The organism is Photobacterium kasasachensis (assembly GCF_050336885.1).
Taxonomy (GTDB): domain Bacteria; phylum Pseudomonadota; class Gammaproteobacteria; order Enterobacterales; family Vibrionaceae; genus Photobacterium; species Photobacterium kasasachensis.
The window spans coordinates 1-20,865 of the sequence record NZ_JAKJSH010000009.1; the positions used below are offsets into that span (position 1 = coordinate 1).

Sequence of the window (20,865 nt, forward strand, 5' to 3'; positions counted from 1 at the left end):
CGCCTTGGTGAGCCGTTACCCCACCAACTAGCTAATCCCACCTGGGCTAATCCTGACGCGAGAGGCCCGAAGGTCCCCCTCTTTGCTCCGAAGAGATTATGCGGTATTAGCCATCGTTTCCAATGGTTATCCCCCACATCAGGGCATATTCCCAGGCATTACTCACCCGTCCGCCGCTCGCCGCCCATAAACGCACCCGAAGGATTGTTTATGTCGCTGCCGCTCGACTTGCATGTGTTAGGCCTGCCGCCAGCGTTCAATCTGAGCCATGATCAAACTCTTCAATTAAAGTTTTGTTGTATCTTTCGATACGGCTCAATGAATACTGATTGAGTTTCCATTACTAGAAGCTAGTAACGAGAACTCGAATTGACTGTGCCAATTTATTTTCACTACCGAAGCAGTAAACTTAAATTGTATTGGTCACTCAGTTCATTGATATAATCTTTTTTGACTATTCATTTCACGAGTGCCCACACAGATTGCATGGTCAAATTGTTAAAGAACAATTCCTCATTCACTTTCGCTCTGAGGAGGTGCGCCATTCTAAAGGTTCAGCGTAAAGTGTCAAACACTTTTTGAAACTTTATTTTCAAAGGCTCTCACCACACCAACTCGTTGCCTGCTTTCTTACTTTAAGAAGCCGCTCTCCGTGTCGGTGAGGCGGCATTATAGAGACTAATTTAAAGTTAGCAAGCCTAAATATAAAAAAAATTCACGTTCGTACAACATACCACCAATTAATTCATCTTCGCTTGTTTTAGAGACAATATTCTCAGTATATCTCCCCCAACCGCTCTTACACGACACCATTGAGGCTGAAAGCAAAACGCAAATAATTCATGAAGTATCGATAAAACATAGGCATGTTGCTCCCGATTATATTCAGCTCTATACGTGATCAAGCGGAGATATCCCCTAATTAAAGTAAAAGGGTGTGCTTTAACAGCGCTGGCATGTTTCTTCAAAATAAACTTCATAGCACCTAGTCGCTCTTTCGACTCCTGATTCGCCCAGCCACCTACTTCATGGGTATAGTGGCAAAGCGGTAGGTTCAACACACCGACCTCTCCTTGCTGAGCAACTTTAAGCCACAGCTCCCAATCCGAAGCAAATGATAACGTCGGCTCAAACCCACCAGCTTCAACCAAAGCCGACTTCTTAACCACAACCGTACTTGTACCAATCATATTCTCGGTAAATATCAGTGGAGTGAAATTCTTGAAGATAATAAGAGGATAGCGCTGGCCGATAATTCTTTTAAACCTAGACCAAAAGTTAAAACAGGTAATAATTTCTTTTCCTGATATTGATATATGCATGTAATCAGTAAAGCTTAATCTCAGTTCCGGGTAGAGTACATGCAGATTTAACTGACGGGTTAACTTTCCAGGCAGCCAATAATCACTAGGCTCAAGAAACGCTATCATGTCACAGCTACAATGCTGAATGGCTACATTTCTAGCCTTCGACACGCCAACCCGATGAGTAAATATCGCTTTTATATCCGTTTGCAGCGCTAACCACTCACGAGAACCATCGACCGAACCGTCATCAACGATAATAATTTCTACATTGCAGCCCTGCCCCCGAATACTATCAATCGCTCTTGGCAAGGTAGAAAGGCTATTATTGTTCACTATTACGACACTAAGCTTAATTGCCTTCTCCAAATCTATCCCCCGCAGCATTACAATCCTTTATCCAGCGGACTCTATGCAAGGCCCAAGCCAATCAACATAAGTATCAATCTTGGCATCAATATTGATACTCAAGAATAGAACGACAAACTGCTGCGTATGGACTGGGGGCAGAATGAAAAAGATTGGCTACGTTATTCCCAACTCTCCGGCATTGTCAGAGTCCTTTATCGGTATTGAAATTCGAGCCATGATGACTCTTGGCCATCAAGTAAAGCCCTATGCTTTCGATGACAAGATGCTATTCCACCCCATTGATGCTTACTTAGGGTTTAATTGCATCTCGCTTTCAGACGCTCCTATCTATTCACTGTTCAATATATGGAAAGCCTATCGCTGCCACTCCTTTATTCTCAAGCAACAAACCATGGGGTATCTGCCTTTACTGCGGAAGGGACTACAGCTCGCCTACTTAGCAGAGCAAGATGGCTGCGAACACCTGCATACTCACTTATCCAGTCATCATGCCGCAACAGCGATCGTTGCGGCAAAAATACTCAATATTCCCATTTCAGTGGTGGGCAGCGATGCCAAGAGCCTGAGCTACAGCCTGCAAGCGGCTGATTTTATCTGTGCAATAACGAAAGAAATGCAGAACGAACTGCAACTTGCAACTGAGCAACCCATCTATCATATTCCATTCGGTGTGTACGAGGACAACTACAGCTCTCTAGTGCGGGCCTGGCGGCCTCACAAGGATTTTCTTTTAGTCTGTCAAACCGCTGATGCAAAAGAGCTGGGGACTCTAGTTATGGCACTTGAGCAGCTCTCCTCTGAGATCAGTATCGATATCGTTGGAAAGCCCTCTCTACTCTCACCTTTTAAGAAACAGCTCGGCAATTTTGCACTCAATCACCAGATCTCATGTATTAAAAATATGACGCCTAATTGGTACCACCAGCATGCCAGCAATTATAAGGCGCTTATCATGCTCTCTACGGCAAGCACATATCGTAATGATGATACGCACGCTTTCATTATCAAGGAAGCGATGGCTCTGGGGCTCCCCATAATAGCAAGTGATCTCCCCATTCATATTGAGATCCTAGATAGTGAAAGCGGGCAGCTATTTCCGGCAGATGATCCCCATGCTCTTGCCATCGCCATGGAGTCTCACTTAAAGCGTAACAAGAGCGACCTGAACTTACAGCGCGCTTACGCTTTCAACCGAGTAATGACCCTCTTCACCATCTCACATCAGGCAACCCTGCTGTCGAGAAACATCGAGGCACTTTGAGCATGATGCTGCGCTCACACAATATTCTCACCTTGCCTGAGCCTCGACGCCTATGAGCCGGCGTAAACAGCTACTTCTCGCATTGTGTAGCACCATGATGATCTATATTGTCTGGTTTCAGCAAGGCAACCTGGTATTGCTGATTGGCGTCTTATTTGCTCTACCTTTCATTATTAGTCAGGCTTTCATCGTCTGCGTAGGCTTCATCATCTTTTCCTACTTTCGGGTCCATGAAGCCTTCCCTATTCTGGAGCCGCTTCGTATCCCGCAATTACTGGCCCTGGCCAGCTTGGCCGGGCTCGGTTGGCAATTATGGCTCAAACGAGAAACAATCACTTGGCAAAGCCTGCATAGCCAACTGGTGATATTCACTGCCTGGGTACTTGTTTCCTGCATCGCTGCTACAAATCGCGCCGAGGCGTTTGCCAATTTCAATGGCAACTTCATCAAGATTTTTATCATGGTGTTTGCGATTAGCTGGCTACCAACCCGACTTAGCCAGCTACAGAAAATTCCATTCTTTCTAATACTGAGTGGACTTTGCATCGGTGGCCTGGCTCTGTACAACAAAGCCAATGGTATTGGACTTGTCGAGGGCACCCGGGTCACCATTGGACGAGACATTGGCTCTGTTCTGGGCGACCCTAATGACCTAGCCCTGGTGCTTTTGTTTCCCGTTTCATTTGCCCTTGCCTATAGCTTTCATGGCAACAAATGGCAACGAGGCCTTACCATCATCACGCTAATTGTCCTATTGATGAGTATATTGGCAACCCAAAGCAGGGGCGGGCTGTTAGGAATAGCAAGCGGGATATTTGCACTGACATTATTGAAAAGCCGCTCCGTTATCGTACCGGTCATCTTCAGCAGTATCGGCCTGCTCGCACTGATCGCCCTGGCCGGGATCAGTGATCGCTCCTCCGGCGGAGCGGCAGAAGACGGTATTGATGAATCCGCTATGGGGCGCATATACGCCTGGCAGGCAGCCTTCAACATGGCTGTCGCCAACCCGTTCACCGGCGTCGGACTCGATAACTTCTTATATAACTATTATTTCTACTCGCCGCACTGGGACGGAAAAAACCACGCAGTCCACAGTACCTGGATGCAAATCATCGCAGAAACCGGTTTTGCCGGATTGGTACTGTTTCTGCTTATGCTTATCGGAGCCCTTAAAGTGAGCTACCGGCTACTGAAAAGATTGAACAACCATGAAATGAAGCCGCTAGCCCAGGGGCTATGGCTTGGCATGTTGTCATTCTGTGTCAGTGGGACCTTTTTAACCCAAGGCACAAACTGGCCCCTGTATATTCTCATAGGCCTGATCCTGGCGCTTGACCGGCTAACACTGATACCGGAGGACAAACATGCGAACCTTAGTTAAACAGCACCTCAGCCCAGCCCAAATTATCTCTATCAAACAACTGCTACAGAAAGTCAGGGGAAGCTACCTGCCCTGTATTCCTCTGCTGCATTCACTGCTCTATCATCTGCACCTTGCAACAAAGAACATGATTCATTGCATATTGCAAAAATGCTATTTCACCCCGCTCTTTATTTCCCAGCTTGCTCATCGCCCTAAAAGCCTTCAGCTCGATTGCGGCATGCCACAAATACTCGGCCAGCTCAATATCAGCCTCGGGGAGCAATGTCGTCTCTCAGGAGTATCAACATATTGCGGCAGAGTATGGGGAGCACAACGACCTCAGTTGATCATCGGCGATAACGTGGACATCGGCTGGCAGAACACCCTGGCCGTCGGTACCAAAATTCAGCTTGATGACAACGTCCGCCTCGCCGGAAAAGTCTTTTTAGCCGGTTTCCCCGGCCACCCCATGGAACCCCATGCCCGTGCTATCGGCCAACCGGATACCGACCAGCAAATCGGCGATATTCATCTATGCCGTGACGTATGGCTTGGCACCGGTGTCATGGTTATGGCCGGTGTCACCATTGGCGAAGGTAGCGTCATCGCTGCAGGCAGCGTGGTGACCAAAGATATCCCACCGGGCGTGCTAGCAGGAGGCAATCCGGCAAAGGTGATCAAAAACTTGGAGTATTAAAATGGAATTTCTTGTATTCGGCGAAGACTGGGGACGGCATCCTTCAAGCAGCCAGCATATTTTAACTGAGCTCATGGACCGCTATGAGGTGACTTGGATTAACTCCATCGGGCTACGACAACCAAAGCTGAGCTGGCGTGACATTAACAGGGTCAAAGAAAAACTGTACGCAACGCTTAGCCATCGCTCGCAAGTTAAAACAGGTAACACCAAAGAGTGTAATCCCAACCAGGCTCCAGCCGCAATCATCAAGCCTCTGGTGTGGCCTGTTGCACAGGCTCCCCTTATCAAAAAAATCAATAATGCATTGCTGAATATGCAGCTTTATCGCAAACAAAAACGCCGCATCATCTGGGCGGCGCTACCCACCGCTGTGGATTACCTGGATATCTGCGACAGTGATCTTGTGATCTATTACTGCGGTGATGATTTCTCATCCCTCGCCGATGTTGATCACCATTATGTCACTGAAATGGAAAAACAGCTCATTCACAGGGCCGACATTATTCTGGCCTGCAGCCCAGCCTTACAAGACAAGTTTCCGGCCAGTAAAACCTGGTTGCTTCCTCACGGCGTCGCCTTATCGCAATTTGCAAAACCTGCGTCTTGTCCTGCTGATATCAGGACGACACAACCCAGCGTCGGGTTCTATGGCAGTATCAATAACTGGCTCGATCAGAGCCTGTTAGCCCTCCTGGCCAACGCCCGGCCCGGTATCAACTTCTACCTGGTTGGTCCGGTAAATACGGATATCACCGCACTCAGCCATATTCCAAATATCCATTTCCTGCCTGCAAAGCCCCACCACCAGCTGGCGGGTTATCTTCAGCACTGGACTGCGGCAATTTTACCCTTCATCGATAACGCTCAGATCCGAGCCTGTAATCCACTAAAACTAAGGGAGTATCTGGCAGCTGGCTGCCCGGTGATCAGCGCTGATTTTCCTGCCGTTCATCCCTATCAGCCATTGGTAACAACTGCCACCAGCCCAAATGAGTGGCTACAGGCAATTGATAGCCATTGCCAGTTGAGCCATAGTGAGCGACAAGCTTATGCCAAGCAGGCCTCTGTACGAATCGCCCATGAAAGCTGGGAGAATCGCGCCAATGCCGTTATCGAATTAATAAATTCAAAACTAATGTCCGAAAAAACAGACTCCCCGTCATAATTTTTCTAACTCTGGGCACCTTTTTTGCTACTACTTCTATATACCCGTTAACAGAGAAGGTAGTCAGATGAAAAGGATCCTTTGTCTATGCAGCAGTCTCATCTTATGGGGGTGTGCCAGTACGGTTCATACCCCTCAGGAGCTCACCCTCTATTTCAGCCCGGAACAAACCTCCCTGACCGCTGAACAGAACAGAAAGATAACCCGCTTTCTCGACAACCACCCCTATCACCAGTTGACGGCTTTGGTTGCACCGGCGGCGATGGAGGATCCTTTCAAAGCGCTCGTCCAGGGACAAAAACGTATTCAGGCTGTCAGCCAGATCTCCGACGACCGAGAAATCCCGCTATTGCTGAAATACGCCCCCAAACAGACAGCTGATACGCTGACCTTGATGAGACAATAGCCATGCGGCACAAGTTATTTGCCAAGCTCTATCCGCTAATCCATGCCATGTGGGTTCACCGGTACCTGATCCTGCTGCCGGTACTTATCATGCCGTTACTGATGACAGCAGGCAGTTTCCTCAAGGCCAAGCGCTACTATGCCCAAACCACAATCCTGGTTCAGGAAGCGGCAATGCTCAATCCGTTTCTCGAAGACCTCTCCATTTCAATGAACCTGAAACAGCGTATAAAGGCATTACGGGTATTGCTGCACAGCCACTCGGTATTGGAACGGGTTACTACCGAGCTTGAGCTGGCCCCCGTCACAGACAAAATACAAAGAGAAGTCGTCATCAGCAACCTAAGCCAGAGCCTGAGTGTTACCCTAGTCGGCAATGATTTGGTTCGGCTTGGGCTAAACTGGCCAACCCCGAGAGAAATGCCGATGATTTTGAACAAAGTTTCCGACATTTTTCTCGACAAGCTCCGTGCTCCGGGACGGGCCTCCGTCGACGGTTCTGAAGTCTTTCTCCACAAGCAGCTTGAATCGACCCAGCAAGATCTCGAGCAGGCCGAAAGCGAACTGGCTTTGTTCAAAGCCGAGCATGCCGATAACCTTCCCCAGCTACAGGGAATGAAGGTACAAAACGATGCCCGCCTTAATTCACTCATTCAAGAAACAGAACTAGCCCTGCTGCACGCCAAAACCCAGCGTGATAATTTCTTCCAGCGCCTGGCCAGCACCAATCCGGTTGTCGGTATGCTGGAAGAGGAAATCGTCAAAGCCGAGGCCGAGCTAGCAATGCTGCGAGCAAGTTATACCGACCGCCACTCAGCGGTCAAAGCGGTACTGCGCAAGCTCGGTCGCCTGAAGCAAGAACGTTCCAGACTGGTTGACGAGCAGCAATCCCTCAGCGCCCAGGAAGTCAGTCAACTATGGCAGCGCGTGGCAAACCATACCCAAAGCCGTGATAACAATAACCAACCAATACTGCTCAGCCAGTTCGAAAAACTTCAGCAAGCGGAAAGCCAGATCCAGACATTGGATGGTGAGCTGAAGCTGCTTCAGGCGCAGGCCACCCAACTACAGAGTAAAAGGGCCGAATTCGCCACATTGGAAAAGCAACTAAAAATCCTGCAGCGTAACTATGACGTCAAATCCAGGATCTATAACCAGCTTCTGGAGCGTTATGAAATGGCCAAGGTCACAGGCCACCTAGGTCGTTTTGAGGAACCCGACAAACTGCAGATCATCGATCGCCCAATCCAACCCCACCGCCCGCTGAACTGGCCATGGTGGCTTAATTTCCTTCTCGGCATTGTGGCTGGACTCGGGCTAGGCCTGTCCCTTGCCTGTGCCGTACAGCTACTAGATACCCGGTTATACCAGACAACCCAAATCAATCGGCTAACCCGAGTACCGGTACTCGCCAGGATCCCCAACTTTCCAGGGAGTTCATCATGAAGCATGTCACACTACAAATCGTCCAACACCTGTGTCCAGGCGGTATCGAGAGACTCGTTCTCAATCTACTGCGCTTTTCCTCTCCCAGTCATGATGTCTACGTTGTCTCGCTAGAAGGAGAGAAGCACTCGGCCATTGCAGCCTGGCCTGAATTGCAACCGTTCGCATCTCGCCTTTTCTTTCTCGGCAAACCCAAAGGCAGGGATCTCAATACGGTTATTTCATTGCGACAGCTCATCAAGCAGCTCAAGGTGACCACCGTACACTCCCACCATCTTGGCCCACTACTCTATACCCGTCTCGCCACTATTGGCCTATCCCTTAATCACATCCAGACCGAGCATGACAGCTGGCACTTGCACGACACCAAACAGCGACTCATCACCCGCTGGCTATTAAAAGGGGCCAATATTCATTTAATCGCCGATGCCCCCCGGGTTGCCAAACAACTGAAACAATATGGGATCACCACCAGCCAGGTCATCGTCAACGGCATAGACACCGAACACTTTACGCCCGGTAACCAGCTACTCGCCAGGCAGGTTCTCCAACTTCCCGCCAATCAGATCATTATTGGTTGTGCTGGCCGGTTAGTGCCGGAGAAGGGAATCGATACCATGCTCGAGGCACTCACTTTCCTTCCGGACAACCATCGACTAGCCATCGCAGGCAGTGGACCTGAGCAATCCTCGCTAGTTAAAAAAGCCGAACAGCTTGGAGTTTCCCACCGAGTTCACTGGCTTGGGCATTGCGCCAACATGCGAAATTATTACCGGGCGATTGATATTTTCTGTATGCCCTCCCGCCAGGAAGGGCTGCCTCTGGCCTTGCTTGAAGCCCAGGCCAGCGGAAAAAGCGTCGTCGCAACAGCTGTCGGGGGGATTCCGGACCTGCTTTGCCCACACAGCGGCCTACTTATCAACCCTGATGAACCCCAAGATCTGGCCAGAGCACTACAGAAAGGATTAGACGCAGCTGAAACCTATCGTGAAAGTAATGCCCAATACATTCGTAACCAGGCTGACGTCCGGATAATGACGGCCACATACGAAGCATTAGCCCATTCAAACTAGGGGGAAATAGCCATGTCACTCGAATGGAGTTTACTCATATTTCTTAGCCTGATTATTGTTTATCACCATATGGTCTACACCAGTATGATGATCTGGCTTGGCCGAAATCGCAGTGCCAGTGAACCTGCAACACGTTCCAACTCAGCGGATGAGGAGCAGGCCGGAAAGCATGACCAATATTTTCCTTCTATTGCTCTGGTCATGCCGGCGCACAACGAGGAGCAATGCATTGAAGCCAAGCTGGCTAACCTGCTGATGCTGGACTATCCGGCTAAGCAGCTCTCCATCTGGATTTGCTGCGATGGCTGTACCGATCAAACCGCCAGGATCATTGATAGCTGGAAAGGTAAATTTAGCGCCGCGGGCATTGCGCTTCACGTCATAGAGGATGAAACCAACCGCGGTAAACTGGCCCGGATAAATCAGCTAATGGCACAGGCGAAAGATACCTCCGAGCTTATTGCCCTCAGCGATGTCTCTGCCCTGATCTCCATTGATGCCTTGAAGCAAGCCGCGGCAAACTTCCGCAATCCACAGACTGGAGCAATTACGTGCTGTTACCTATTGGCCGAGGCCACACTTGGCGAAGAGCAATACTGGCAATGGCAGAACAACATCCGCTATGCCGAATCCCACCTTGGCAATGTAATGGGAGGAAATGGCGCTTTTTATATCATGCGCGCCAAGCTATTTACTCCACTTCCGGAAGATACCATCAACGATGACTTCATGTTGCCGATGACAGTGATCAAGCAAGGCTACAATGTCGTGTTTAACCAAAGTATCAATAGCGTCGAGCTCACCCCCACTGACGAACAACATAACCACAAACGCCGCCAGCGTATTGGGGCCGGTAATCTTCAGCAGCTAATACGCTGCCGATTCCTGTTCCAGTTCCGTCACTACCAGACCAACTGGCTGTTTGCATCGGGCAAGGGGCTTCGTACCGTTATGCCTTTTATCCTGCTGTTCTATTTTGCTCTTAGCACTTTGATGGCCTGGCAAGGAATCGGGGTTGCCGTAGGATTGGTCGCTTTGCAGAGCGTTGCCTACCTGCTAGCACTGCTACCGCTTTTGGGTATCCATAGTCGCCTGACCGATAAGCTGCATTACTTTATTGGCGGCTACTTCTCTTCCCTGCTCGGTATGCTCCGGTATCTCGGCGGCCAGTTTCGACAAGGGTGGCGCCACCTGCCTCCTATCGCAAACTATCAGACACAATCAACCCAGGCCCTCAAACGCGGCAGTGACATTGTCCTCAGCCTGGTAGGCATGCTGCTTACCCTTCCCTTATGGCCATTGCTGGCAATTCTTATCAAACTCGACTCGCCAGGACCTGCCTTCTACCATCAGCTCAGAGTCGGTCGAATTACCGAGGACAAAGCGGAACTATTTAACGTCATCAAGTTCCGCACCATGAGCCAGAATGCAGAGAATCAATCTGGTGCTGTCTGGGCTACCCAGAATGATCCCCGCATCACACGTATTGGACGCTTTCTCAGGGCGACTCGGCTTGACGAACTGCCTCAGTTTATCAATGTGTTAAGGGGAGATATGTCGTTAATCGGTCCACGACCGGAGCGTCCCGAAATGTGTGGCGATTTGCAAAATGCATTGCCTTTTTATCTCGAACGGACTGCTGGCCTTCGTCCCGGCATTACCGGTCTGGCGCAGGTCAACCAGGGCTATGACAGCTGTCTGGATGATGTAAAAAACAAAATAGCCTGGGATCACGCGTACGCCGTCGCATTAGGCTCTCCGCTTCAATGGCTTAGAATGGATTTCTACATCATTTTTAAAACTATCTACATCATGGTATCCAAACGCGGACAATAGTTGGCATATCACTTGTATTACTTACCCGTAAGTAAAAGTCAATTTCAGACAAGAGGTTAGTATGCAAGCTATAACAGGTTCTGTCGTTACCCTGCCCATTCACGATGAGTTTGATGCCCATATTGCCAGACAAATGGAGCCAGAGTTTGAGTCACTCAGCCAAACCGAGGAAAGTGAGCTGATACTTGACCTGACACAGGTACAATTTATTGACTCCTGCGGAATTGGTGCCATTGTTTTCTTATACAAACGATTGAAAAGCAGAGATAAAAAATTACGCCTGCTTAATGTCAATGGCCAGCCACGCCAGCTGATGCAAATGTTACGGATAGACAAGGTGATCCCGATGATCACCTCAGCGGAGTTGTGACGATATGGATAAACTGCCGATCCTGCTGGTGATCTTAGCGATCAGCAGCTGTACAACCTGGCCCACATCGGGTGAAAACCCGTATACACCGCCGGATAGGGATCAATGGCTTGAGCTCGAGCATCATGACTTCGAGCTGCAGCTGTTGGCAACCCGGGGAGCCAAGCTCTGCCTTCCCGGCCAGTACCAGCAGCTGGAAAACTTGTATAGCAAGGCTCGCCAGGAAGCCAAAGCCGGGTTCAGCGATGATGCCGATATCACGCTACTGGAATATCAGACGCAATTTGGCAAGATCCAGCGTCAGATGGACTGGCTGGAGTACCACACCCTGTGCCTGGATCCCCGCTATTCAGAAATAGAGCTCAGAGATAGATTCCTGCTGCTAATGCGTATCGACAACCAGTTTGCCTTCAACCGGGCCAAGCTACTGCCCGACTACCAGCAGGCACTCAGGCGCGCAGCATCAATTCTAAAACGCCAGAACCACTGGCACCTCCAGCTAACCGGTCATACCGACACCATCGGCACCCGGGAAAGTAACAACCAACTAGGCATGAAACGAGCCGATGCCGTACGCAGATACTTGATAGAACAAGGCGTCGACGCCAATCAGATAACCACCTTTAGTGCAGGCGAAGAGCTATCTGTTGAAGATCCCCGCTCTCGGACCCAACGGCTCAGCAACCGCAAAGTAGACGCCAAAGTACTTGTCGAGCACCACACCCGCTCCATTCACCGGGTCTACTCACTGCAAGACTGGCACGCAGTCAGGGAGTCGCTATGAGTCGAGCCTTGCTGTTGGTACTACTGCTCATTATTGCTCCGGCCTGGGGGACAACCCTGACCCCCGGTGACCGGGTGTACCTGCAGCTCCCCGGCGAGAGTGCATTTGACGATCCTTTTACCATTGATGACCAAGGACAGCTCAGGCTACCCGAAGCAGGGCTTATCACCGTTGCCGGGCTCAGCATCGACGAAGCCGAGCAGAGGATCCGTAAACGGCTCAGTACTATCTACCGAAATTTAGACGAACTTGAACTGAGCATCATGGAGCATCTAATCCGTATACAGGTTCTCGGCTATGTCGAGCAGCCGGGTATGGTCTCGCTCAAACCCGGTAGCAATATACAAATGGCCGTAGCCGAAGCTGGCGGAGCAAGGCCCGGGGCCCAGTTGGACCAGTTCAAGTTAATCCGGAACAACAAGACACAAGTCTTCAACTATAAGCAATACCTTGATTCTGGCGATCCCGGTCAGCTTCCAGCCATCAAGAGCGGTGATACTGTCTTTGTTCCGGCCTCTCCTTTACTGGGTAACATCGAGGTGAACTTTGATGCTGCTTCTCTAAGGGAAGGCGGGGATGCCGACGAAGAACAAGGGATCACGATTTTTGGTGAACTGCGTAACCCCGGTACATTTAGCTTCAAGCCGGATATGACAGTCGTCGATGCGCTCATGCGGGCTGATGGTGTCACCCGTTACGCCGATGTCACCAAGATACGAGTCATTACCGACAATATCCCATACCAGTTTGATCTCAAGGCCTATCTTGATACCGGTGATGCCAGCAACCTGCCGCCAATCAAACCCGGCACCACGATTTTTGCACCAATTGAAGTTGAAGATATCAATACGACATCACGGACTGTCTACGTAATGGGTGAGGTCAAAGCCCCCGGCGCCTACGAGAGCTCTCCCGGAACAGGCTTCATTGATGTACTGGCCAATGCTGGCGGCCCCACCCGTTTTGCCGATACGACGCACATCAAGCTGCTCAGCAATGTAAACGCCCCACTCAGCATCAACCTGGTCGAATATACTCAAGACCCTAGCCAAAGTACGCTCCCCCCGATCGAGCCCGGCGATGTTATCTTCGTGCCCGAGAAAATCGACTTCAACGAAAAGTCATGGCTGAAAGTCACCAATGACCGTGCTATCAAAATTATTGGGGCCATCTACAATCCGGGCCGTTTTGAATGGAGTGACTCCATGAGCTTCATGGATCTGCTAGCCCATGCCGGCGGGCCAAAACAGCAGGCTAACCTGAGCAATATCAGGATCATCCGCGAATCTGTCGCAAAAAACGAACCCAGAGTGACCTTTTTCGACTTTGTCGAATTTACCAAAGCTGGCCAGCCAAAAGGTAAACTCCCGCAGTTGAGGGCGGGAGATACCGTGATTGTGGATGAACTCCCCCATGATCCGACCGACAATAAATCCAGCTGGCTACGCCAGTCAGCCCGAGACTCCATATATATTTTCGGCCAGGTCGGTGCCCCGGGCCGGTATGCCTTCAATAACGAACAGGGATTTCTCGATATTCTGTCGGCAGCAGACGGACCAACCGGCGAAGCGGATATCCAAGAAGTCCTGATCAGCCACCGCAGCGGCAAGGATACCGAGGTCACCCGCTTTAACCTCTCGCATTATTTCGAAACCGGGAATGAGTCACTCATTCCCGATGTAGCCCCTGGCGATGTCATTTATATCCCACAGTTGGAGAAGGCTGCCGACGAACGTGCAGTCAAGGTGATCGGCGCCGTCAACGCCCCCGGACGATTCAAATGGAACGATACCATGACATTTCTCGATATCCTTGCCATGGCTGGCGGGCCCAAGCAGCAGGCAAATATCAGCAACATCAGGCTAATCAAGGAACAACAGAACACTCCTGAAAATGTCATCTACTTTGACCTGGAGAATTTCATCAATGAAGGGGGCAATTTCGCCGCCCTACCACTGCTAGATGCCGGTGATACCATCGTCATCGACGAACTTCCCCATGACCCGACCGATAATAAAGCCAGCTGGATCCGCCAGTCAGCCGATGACTCCATCTATGTCTTTGGTCAGGTCGGCGCACCGGGACGCTATGCCTTCAATCGGGAGCTGGGATTTCTCGACATCCTTTCCGCTGCCGACGGACCAAACGGCGATGCCGACTTGCGCCAAATCCGGATCAGCCACCGCGATAAAAGCCAGGCCCAGGTGACCAAGCTAAATCTTTCCCTTTATTTTGAAACGGGTGACGAAAGCCTGCTGCCCGTTGTCGTTCCCGGTGATGTTATCTATGTCCCCAAGGAGCAGGGAAACTGGCTCGATAAACCGGCCGAGCGGGTGGTACGCCTGATGGGATCGGTCAACAAGCCCGGCCGTTATACCTTCAACAACCAGATGAACATTCTTGACCTGCTGGCCGAAGCCGGTGGCCCGTCAGACGAAGCCTATATCGAACGGATCATGATTGTGAATACGTCATGCTGTGGCGATCAGGCCCAAACCTTTAACCTGCGTGACTATGTCATCGACCCGGCCCGTTATCCTCTCCCCCTGCTTCGTCCCGGCGATACCGTTTATGTGCCCAATGAAAGTGACTCTATCGGGGAACAATGGCGGCAGGGGCTGCGAGATGTCTTAGGACTATTCACCCTTATTGCCTTGGGAGCCGCACTATGAAGCCCTGGCTAAGTGCAGAGTACGATCAACTCTTTCACAAAATTCATCAACTGGACGCGCGGGTGATCACCCTGGCAGGAGCCAGCCCGGGCTGCGGCACATCGACCCAATCAATGTGGCTGGCCAGACGATGCGCCGAAGACCAGCACAGCGTGCTGTTGATCGACCTTGATCTGTCGGGATCCGGGCAGGGTTACCCTTCCGGGCCATGGCAAAGCGACGGTACCGGCGAGTCAGATGTGCTAATCCATCTTGATCAGCAGCTTGATCTTTTACCCCAGCCCAGCGTTCACAGGACCATTCTTGATCTTCGCCAGCCGCAAACACTCGCCGCCGCACTGGAGCGCTGGAAGAAACACTATCACTATATCATCTGCGATATCGGCACCATCAGCACCGCCAACTGGCAAAACCTTCCCATTACAGCCATCAGCCATATCAGCGATGCATCGATTCTCTGTCTGGCGGCTGCGCAAACAACAGAGAGTGAGCTCTTGACCAGTATGACAAAACTGGAGCAGGGGGGAGTCCATCTGCTCGGAACATTGATTAACGACAAGAGCAACCCTTCCCTGTCACAGGAAATCATTCGGGTACTCCACGGCAAAGCACGCTGGATACCCGACACAATCAAGCGTAGGCTGATCCACTACCTGCAGCATAACCCTCTGTTACTCGGTAAGTATCAATAAGCCAGGGAAATATCATAAATGAGCCAGCTTCTGTTTCAGCGTCAGTTCACGCTTAGCTATGACAACCTAAAGTCGATGCGAAAAGTACTGGCAGACAAAGCCTCTGTTATGGATCTCAGCTCCGAGCTGATTCAAAACCTCAAGCTGGTGTGCAGCGAATATTGTACTAACCTGCTTGATCATCAAGCCGAGCCAGCAAGCAGTATTTCGATCAGCTACGAACGCTCAGGACACCATCACTACCTCGCCATTAAAGACAACGGCTCTGCATGGCTAGAGCTCAAAGAGCAGCTACAGAGCGCTGAATTACCAAGCAGTGAAGTGGAAAACGGAATGGGGCTGGCATTGATCCGCGCAACGTTTCCGGATTTTGACTATCGGATCACCCCCTCCCATAACCGGATCCGTTTCCGGCTACCAAGGCAAACGACACGTAAACAAATTCTGATTGTGGATGATAGCAGCAGCCAGTTGGCTCTATTGGCCAGCTTCCTTGAGCCCGACTATCAGTTGGCACTGTTTAGCCAGGCAAGCGAAGCATTGGTCTGGCTGGCCAAGAACCACTGCGATCTGGTACTGGCTGATCTTCACATGCCAAATATCAACGGCTTTGACTTTCGAAACAAGGTGGCCGCACTCGAACGTCATCAAATGCTGCCTTTCGTTTTTCTCTCCGGCGATACAAAAGACAATACACGCAATGCTGCCGCACAGTCGGGCATTGATGACTTCCTGGCAAAACCCATCACCAAGCCACACCTGCTCAGCGTCCTGGGCAGGGTTATCGAACGGCACAGCAACTTATCAGCCTGCTTCGAGGCCAAGCTGAAGCAAAAAATCACAGCCAACAACAGCCACAGTGCTGTTCAGCCGCTCCCTTCCCCTTTGCAATTACTCATAGACCAACAACCGCAAGTCGGTGGTGACTTTGTCCTGCAACGCCAGTTGGAAGACGGTTCACAGTTACTGGTGCTAGGCGATCAGATGGGTCACGGACTTGCCGCAAAAATCAATGGTTCGGTATGTTTCGGCTTTATCAGTGGGTTGTTGTATCACGATAATATCTCACCTAAACAGCTAGTTATGTCACTCAACCGCTACCTTTATCACGCCAACGAGACAACCAGCCTGGTATGTCTGCTAGTTATCCATATCGACAAAGACAGTACCGTTACAATTTATAATGCCGGTATGCCAAACCCTGTTCTTTTGGGGAGTACAGCTCGCGAAATTGAGGGCGGTATGGGGCTGTTAGGGCTCTTCGAAACCGTTGACGTTGTCGGTACGAAAGTACAGCTATCGGCGAACGATAGCCTGCATTTCTATAGCGATGGATTGTTCGAGGGAAAGTGGTGCCAAGAGCAGCTCAATAACCTTCAAGCGATTAGTACTCTACAACGGCATGCTTACCTGTGGCAAAGTGTCCCTCAAAATCCAGCCGATGACTGCAGTGTGCTGACCATACTCCGTGATGGGCAAGAGCGGACAAATTAACCTAGCTGGCACCTAACTGGTATATTTGGGCCAACTGTGGCCAGCGAGTTTCAGCGGCAAAATGGGTAGCGATCCGGTGCTGTGAATACTGGGAAAGTTGCAGCCAACCAACATCCCCGGCCAGATCAAGATCATCGATCAATACCGTTAGCTGCTCCCACTGTGGTTCAGCAACCAGGCTTCTTGATGGCAATAAGGACGCTAGTTCCCCCACGTTTGTCGCAACAACCGGCACCCCATGAGCCATCGCCTCAAGCGCCGCCATTGGCAAGCCTTCAGCGCGCGAGCTAATAACCAGCAAGTCGAGCTGCCGCCAATAGCTATCCATGGATTTAACTGCACCGTGCCAGTTAATCTCCCCCACTCCTTCCACTATCGAGCTGAGCTTACCGTCACCAAAGACATGAAACCGACAAGCTGGCAGTTGCCTGCTCAAGTGAACAAAGCGATCGATACCTTTCTCAAAGCTCAATCGGCCGACAAAGCCAACCTGCAACTGGGTATGTCGTTGTCGCCGCGTCATTGGTGGCAGGTCAAAAATGAAATTGCGGAGCAATTCGCAGTTAAACGGAATACGTGACTGGATCCGCTGACTCACGGCAATATTGCGTGAAAGGAAACTTGTCGCCCGGTTTAATCCTTCATACAAAGCCAGCTTGCCCGACAGGGCCTCGCCAGCATGAAAGCTGACAACCAACTGGTATGAAGACAAGACTCGATACAGCCTTGCAATCAGCGCAGCTTTATAGCCATGGGCATGCACAACATCCCCGGCATTTAATCGCCTGAAGAAGGCAGAACAGGTAGAGTCCGAGATGAAACGAAATGGGATCTGCGACTCGGTAAGAAGCGCATACAGGGGATGGGCAGAATAACGACGAAAAAAAACAACTTCAACATCAACACATTGACGGCGAATAAGTCGCGCTAACTGCTGAATGTGGCTTTCAACCCCACCAAAGCCGGAGCTGTCGACAAATAAATAAACCATACATAACCCTCGCTGGTATCCCGAAAGTTATGCAAAAAAAAAGCCGAGTCTAAGACTCGGCCTCTTTTTTATTTAACGCGCTAGTGCTTATTCAGCAGCAGCTTCTTCCTGAGCTTCAGGACGATCTACTAGCTCGATGTAAGCCATAGGGGCTTTATCGCCTGAACGGAAACCGCATTTCATAATGCGAGTGTAACCGCCCGGACGCTGAGCAAAACGTGGACCTAATTCGTTAAATAGTTTCGCAACAACTTCGTTATCACGAGTACGTGCGAATGCAAGACGACGGTTAGCAACACTGTCTGTCTTAGCTAGGGTAATCAATGGCTCAATTACGCGACGTAGCTCTTTTGCCTTAGGCAAGGTAGTCTTGATAAGTTCGTGACGTACCAGAGAGCTAGCCATGTTGCTGAACATCGCTTTGCGATGACTGCTGTTGCGGTTGAGTTGACGACCACTCTTACGATGGCGCATGACCTAATCCTTCTAACTAGATATCAGTAACTATTAATCTTCAGCGATAGATGCTGGCGGCCAGTTTTCTAGGCGCATACCTAGAGACAGACCACGAGATGCCAGCACGTCTTTGATTTCTGTCAAAGACTTCTTACCAAGGTTTGGCGTTTTAAGAAGCTCAACCTCAGTACGCTGAACAAGATCACCGATGTAGTGGATCGCTTCTGCTTTCAAACAGTTAGCAGAGCGAACAGTTAGTTCAAGATCGTCTACAGGACGCAGTAGGATCGGATCGAACTCCGGCTTCTCTTCTTTCTCTTCAGGAACACGTACATCACGTAGATCTACGAATGCATCCAGTTGCTCAGCAAGAATAGTTGCTGCGCGACGAATAGCTTCCTCAGGATCAAGCGTACCGTTAGTCTCCATATCGATAACAAGCTTGTCTAGGTCAGTACGTTGTTCAACACGTGCTGCCTCTACTGCGTATGCGATACGGTCAACTGGGCTGAAAGTTGCATCAACTAGCAGACGACCAATTGGGCGCTCATCTTCTTCTGTGTGAATACGAGCAGACGCTGGTACATAGCCACGACCACGTTCTACCTTGATGCGCATGCTGATGTCAGCATTGTCATCAGTTAGATGGCAGATTACGTGTTCTGGGTTCGCAATCTCAACATCACCGTCGTGGGTGATGTCACCTGCAACAACAGGGCCTGCACCAGATTTGTTCAGAGTAAGGATAACTTCGTCTTTACCCTCAACCTTAACGGCTAGACCTTTAAGGTTTAGAAGGATCTCAAGAACATCTTCCTGTACTCCTTCTTTGGTGCTGTACTCGTGTAACACACCGTCGATCTCAACTTCAGTTACGGCACAACCCGGCATTGAAGACAGTAGAATACGACGTAGAGCGTTACCTAGAGTGTGGCCGAAACCGCGCTCTAGTGGCTCAAGAGTTACTTTTGCGTGCGTCGTATTAACTTGTTCAATATCAACAAGACGCGGCTTAAGAAATTCTGTTACAGAACCCTGCATTGTGTCCTCTCTTAACTATAGCCTTACTTAGAGTAAAGCTCGACGATCAGGTGTTCGTTGATGTCGGCAGACAAATCAGAACGTTCTGGAAGACGCTTGAACGTACCTTCCATCTTGCTGTTGTCTACTTCGACCCAAGTCGGTAGTTCACGCTGAGTAGCAACTTCTAGAGCTGCTTTAATGCGTGCTTGGTTCTTAGCTTTCTCACGAATGCTAACAACGTCGTTAGCCGCTACCTTGAAAGAAGGAACGTTTACGACTTGACCGTTTACTAGGATCGCTTTGTGGCTTACCAGCTGACGTGCTTCAGCGCGAGTAGCACCAAAACCCATGCGGTAAACTACGTTATCTAGACGACCTTCAAGAAGCTGAAGCAGGTTTTCACCTGTGTTGCCCTTGATACGAGCAGCTTCATGATAGTAGTTACGGAATTGTTTCTCTAGTACGCCATATGTACGACGAACTTTCTGCTTCTCACGAAGCTGAACGCCGTAGTCAGATAGACGACCGCGACGCGCACCGTGCATGCCCGGCGCGTTATCGATTTTACACTTGGTATCAATCGCGCGTACACCTGACTTAAGGAATAAGTCAGTGCCTTCGCGACGGCTAAGCTTCAGCTTAGGACCCAAATATCTTGCCATGTTCTTTCTCCAGTTTTCCTAGAAACGTTATACGCGACGTTTCTTAGGTGGACGACAACCGTTATGAGGGATCGGAGTCGCATCAACAATGTTAGTGATACGGAAACCCGCAGCGTTTAGAGCGCGGATAGTTGACTCACGACCAGGACCTGGGCCCTTAACCATAACTTCCAGGTTCTTAACGCCATATTCTTTGGCCATTTCACCACAACGCTCAGCAGCAACCTGTGCAGCGAACGGAGTAGATTTACGAGAACCACGGAAACCAGAACCACCTGCAGTAGCCCAAGAAAGAGCGTTACCCTGACGGTCAGTAATGGTTACGATTGTGTTGTTGAAAGAAGCATGGATGTGCGCAACGCCATCAGCTACTTGCTTGCGTACGCGCTTACGAGCGCGAGTTGGTTGTTTTGCCATTGTACTCTACCTTATCCGATTACTTTTTGATCGGCTTGCGCGGACCCTTACGGGTACGTGCGTTGGTTTTAGTACGCTGTCCACGTAGTGGTAGACTGCGACGATGACGAAGACCACGGTAACAGCCAAGGTCCATAAGACGCTTGATGTTCATGGATACTTCACGACGTAGATCACCTTCTACAGTGTACTTAGCTACACCATCACGCAGTAGATCGATCTGCTCTTCAGTCAGTTCACTGATCTTAACATCTTCAGCAATACCCGCTTCAGCCAGGATAGCCTGTGAGCGAGTTTTACCGATGCCGTAGATCGCTGTTAGAGCGATTACAGAATGTTTCTGATCAGGAATGTTAATGCCTGCAATACGGGCCAC

20 protein-coding genes and 1 rRNA gene are annotated in these 20,865 nt (G+C 50.1%); 13 read left to right on the forward strand and 8 right to left on the reverse strand.

Features of this window, described 5'->3' with window-relative positions; all coding sequences use genetic code 11:
• Together L4D19_RS13400 and L4D19_RS13405 are read right to left on the reverse strand one after the other, a co-directional pair.
• Positions 1-288, reverse strand: a 16S ribosomal RNA gene (locus L4D19_RS13400); the annotation flags it as partial.
• Between the two features lie 452 nt (positions 289-740).
• Positions 741-1,691: a glycosyltransferase gene (locus tag L4D19_RS13405; RefSeq protein WP_428452886.1), complete on the reverse strand. Its 951-nt coding sequence runs from the start codon at positions 1,689-1,691 to the stop codon at positions 741-743.
• Positions 1,692-1,815: 124 nt separating this feature from the next.
• On the opposite strand from L4D19_RS13405, the gene L4D19_RS13410 reads away from it, so the two are divergent.
• From L4D19_RS13410 to L4D19_RS13470, 13 genes are all read left to right on the forward strand, one after another.
• Complete coding sequence (locus L4D19_RS13410) at positions 1,816-2,937, forward strand: glycosyltransferase (protein WP_428452887.1); 1,122 nt, start codon at positions 1,816-1,818, stop codon at positions 2,935-2,937.
• 94 nt (positions 2,938-3,031) lie between these two features.
• Positions 3,032-4,321, forward strand: coding sequence for an O-antigen ligase family protein (locus L4D19_RS13415; protein WP_428452888.1), 1,290 nt, complete (start codon positions 3,032-3,034; stop codon positions 4,319-4,321).
• Positions 4,305-5,000, forward strand: a complete 696-nt coding sequence (locus tag L4D19_RS13420; RefSeq protein ID WP_428452889.1) for an acyltransferase — start codon at positions 4,305-4,307, stop codon at positions 4,998-5,000. The genes L4D19_RS13415 and L4D19_RS13420 overlap by 17 nt, the downstream gene beginning before the upstream one ends.
• A gap of 1 nt (position 5,001) precedes the next feature.
• Positions 5,002-6,168, forward strand: a complete 1,167-nt coding sequence (locus L4D19_RS13425; RefSeq protein ID WP_428452890.1) for a glycosyltransferase family protein — start codon at positions 5,002-5,004, stop codon at positions 6,166-6,168.
• A 67-nt stretch (positions 6,169-6,235) separates the two neighbouring features.
• Entirely contained in the window at positions 6,236-6,574 is a 339-nt protein-coding gene (locus L4D19_RS13430) for a hypothetical protein (protein ID WP_428452891.1), read from the forward strand.
• Between the two features lie 2 nt (positions 6,575-6,576).
• Positions 6,577-8,019 carry a Wzz/FepE/Etk N-terminal domain-containing protein gene (locus tag L4D19_RS13435; RefSeq protein ID WP_428452892.1) on the forward strand — a complete coding sequence of 481 codons (1,443 nt, stop codon included), beginning with the start codon at positions 6,577-6,579 and terminating at the stop codon, positions 8,017-8,019.
• Entirely contained in the window at positions 8,016-9,092 is a 1,077-nt protein-coding gene (locus L4D19_RS13440) for a glycosyltransferase (RefSeq protein WP_428452893.1), read from the forward strand. Before L4D19_RS13435 ends, L4D19_RS13440 begins: the two co-directional genes overlap by 4 nt.
• A 12-nt stretch (positions 9,093-9,104) precedes the next feature.
• Entirely contained in the window at positions 9,105-10,928 is a 1,824-nt protein-coding gene (locus L4D19_RS13445) for a sugar transferase (RefSeq protein ID WP_428452894.1), read from the forward strand.
• 61 nt (positions 10,929-10,989) lie between these two features.
• Entirely contained in the window at positions 10,990-11,298 is a 309-nt protein-coding gene (locus L4D19_RS13450) for an STAS domain-containing protein (protein ID WP_075762900.1), read from the forward strand.
• 4 nt (positions 11,299-11,302) lie between these two features.
• A complete protein-coding gene (locus L4D19_RS13455) occupies positions 11,303-12,082 on the forward strand; it encodes an OmpA family protein (protein WP_428452895.1) in 780 nt (259 codons plus the stop codon).
• Complete coding sequence (locus L4D19_RS13460; protein ID WP_428452896.1) at positions 12,079-14,754, forward strand: SLBB domain-containing protein; 2,676 nt, start codon at positions 12,079-12,081, stop codon at positions 14,752-14,754. Before L4D19_RS13455 ends, L4D19_RS13460 begins: the two co-directional genes overlap by 4 nt.
• The gene (locus L4D19_RS13465) at positions 14,751-15,446 is read left to right on the forward strand and encodes a P-loop NTPase family protein (RefSeq protein ID WP_428452897.1); all 696 of its coding nucleotides are present in this window, start codon (positions 14,751-14,753) and stop codon (positions 15,444-15,446) included. Before L4D19_RS13460 ends, L4D19_RS13465 begins: the two co-directional genes overlap by 4 nt.
• Before the next feature lie 18 nt (positions 15,447-15,464).
• Positions 15,465-16,940: a SpoIIE family protein phosphatase gene (locus L4D19_RS13470; protein WP_428452898.1), complete on the forward strand. Its 1,476-nt coding sequence runs from the start codon at positions 15,465-15,467 to the stop codon at positions 16,938-16,940.
• A gap of 1 nt (position 16,941) precedes the next feature.
• On the opposite strand, the gene L4D19_RS13475 is transcribed toward L4D19_RS13470, so the two are convergent.
• The 6 genes from L4D19_RS13475 to rpsM form a co-directional block, all read right to left on the reverse strand.
• Complete coding sequence (locus tag L4D19_RS13475; RefSeq protein WP_428452899.1) at positions 16,942-17,931, reverse strand: glycosyltransferase family 4 protein; 990 nt, start codon at positions 17,929-17,931, stop codon at positions 16,942-16,944.
• An 87-nt stretch (positions 17,932-18,018) separates the two neighbouring features.
• Positions 18,019-18,405, reverse strand: a complete 387-nt coding sequence (gene rplQ, locus L4D19_RS13480; RefSeq protein ID WP_428452900.1) for a 50S ribosomal protein L17 — start codon at positions 18,403-18,405, stop codon at positions 18,019-18,021.
• Between the two features lie 33 nt (positions 18,406-18,438).
• A complete protein-coding gene (locus L4D19_RS13485; protein WP_075762907.1) occupies positions 18,439-19,428 on the reverse strand; it encodes a DNA-directed RNA polymerase subunit alpha in 990 nt (329 codons plus the stop codon).
• Between the two features lie 23 nt (positions 19,429-19,451).
• Entirely contained in the window at positions 19,452-20,072 is a 621-nt protein-coding gene (gene rpsD / locus L4D19_RS13490) for a 30S ribosomal protein S4 (RefSeq protein WP_428452901.1), read from the reverse strand.
• Positions 20,073-20,099: 27 nt separating this feature from the next.
• Positions 20,100-20,489 (reverse strand): 30S ribosomal protein S11, encoded by a 390-nt coding sequence (rpsK, locus tag L4D19_RS13495; protein WP_005370963.1) that lies wholly within the window; start codon positions 20,487-20,489, stop codon positions 20,100-20,102.
• A 19-nt stretch (positions 20,490-20,508) separates the two neighbouring features.
• Positions 20,509-20,865, reverse strand: a complete 357-nt coding sequence (gene rpsM / locus L4D19_RS13500) for a 30S ribosomal protein S13 (RefSeq protein WP_075762909.1) — start codon at positions 20,863-20,865, stop codon at positions 20,509-20,511.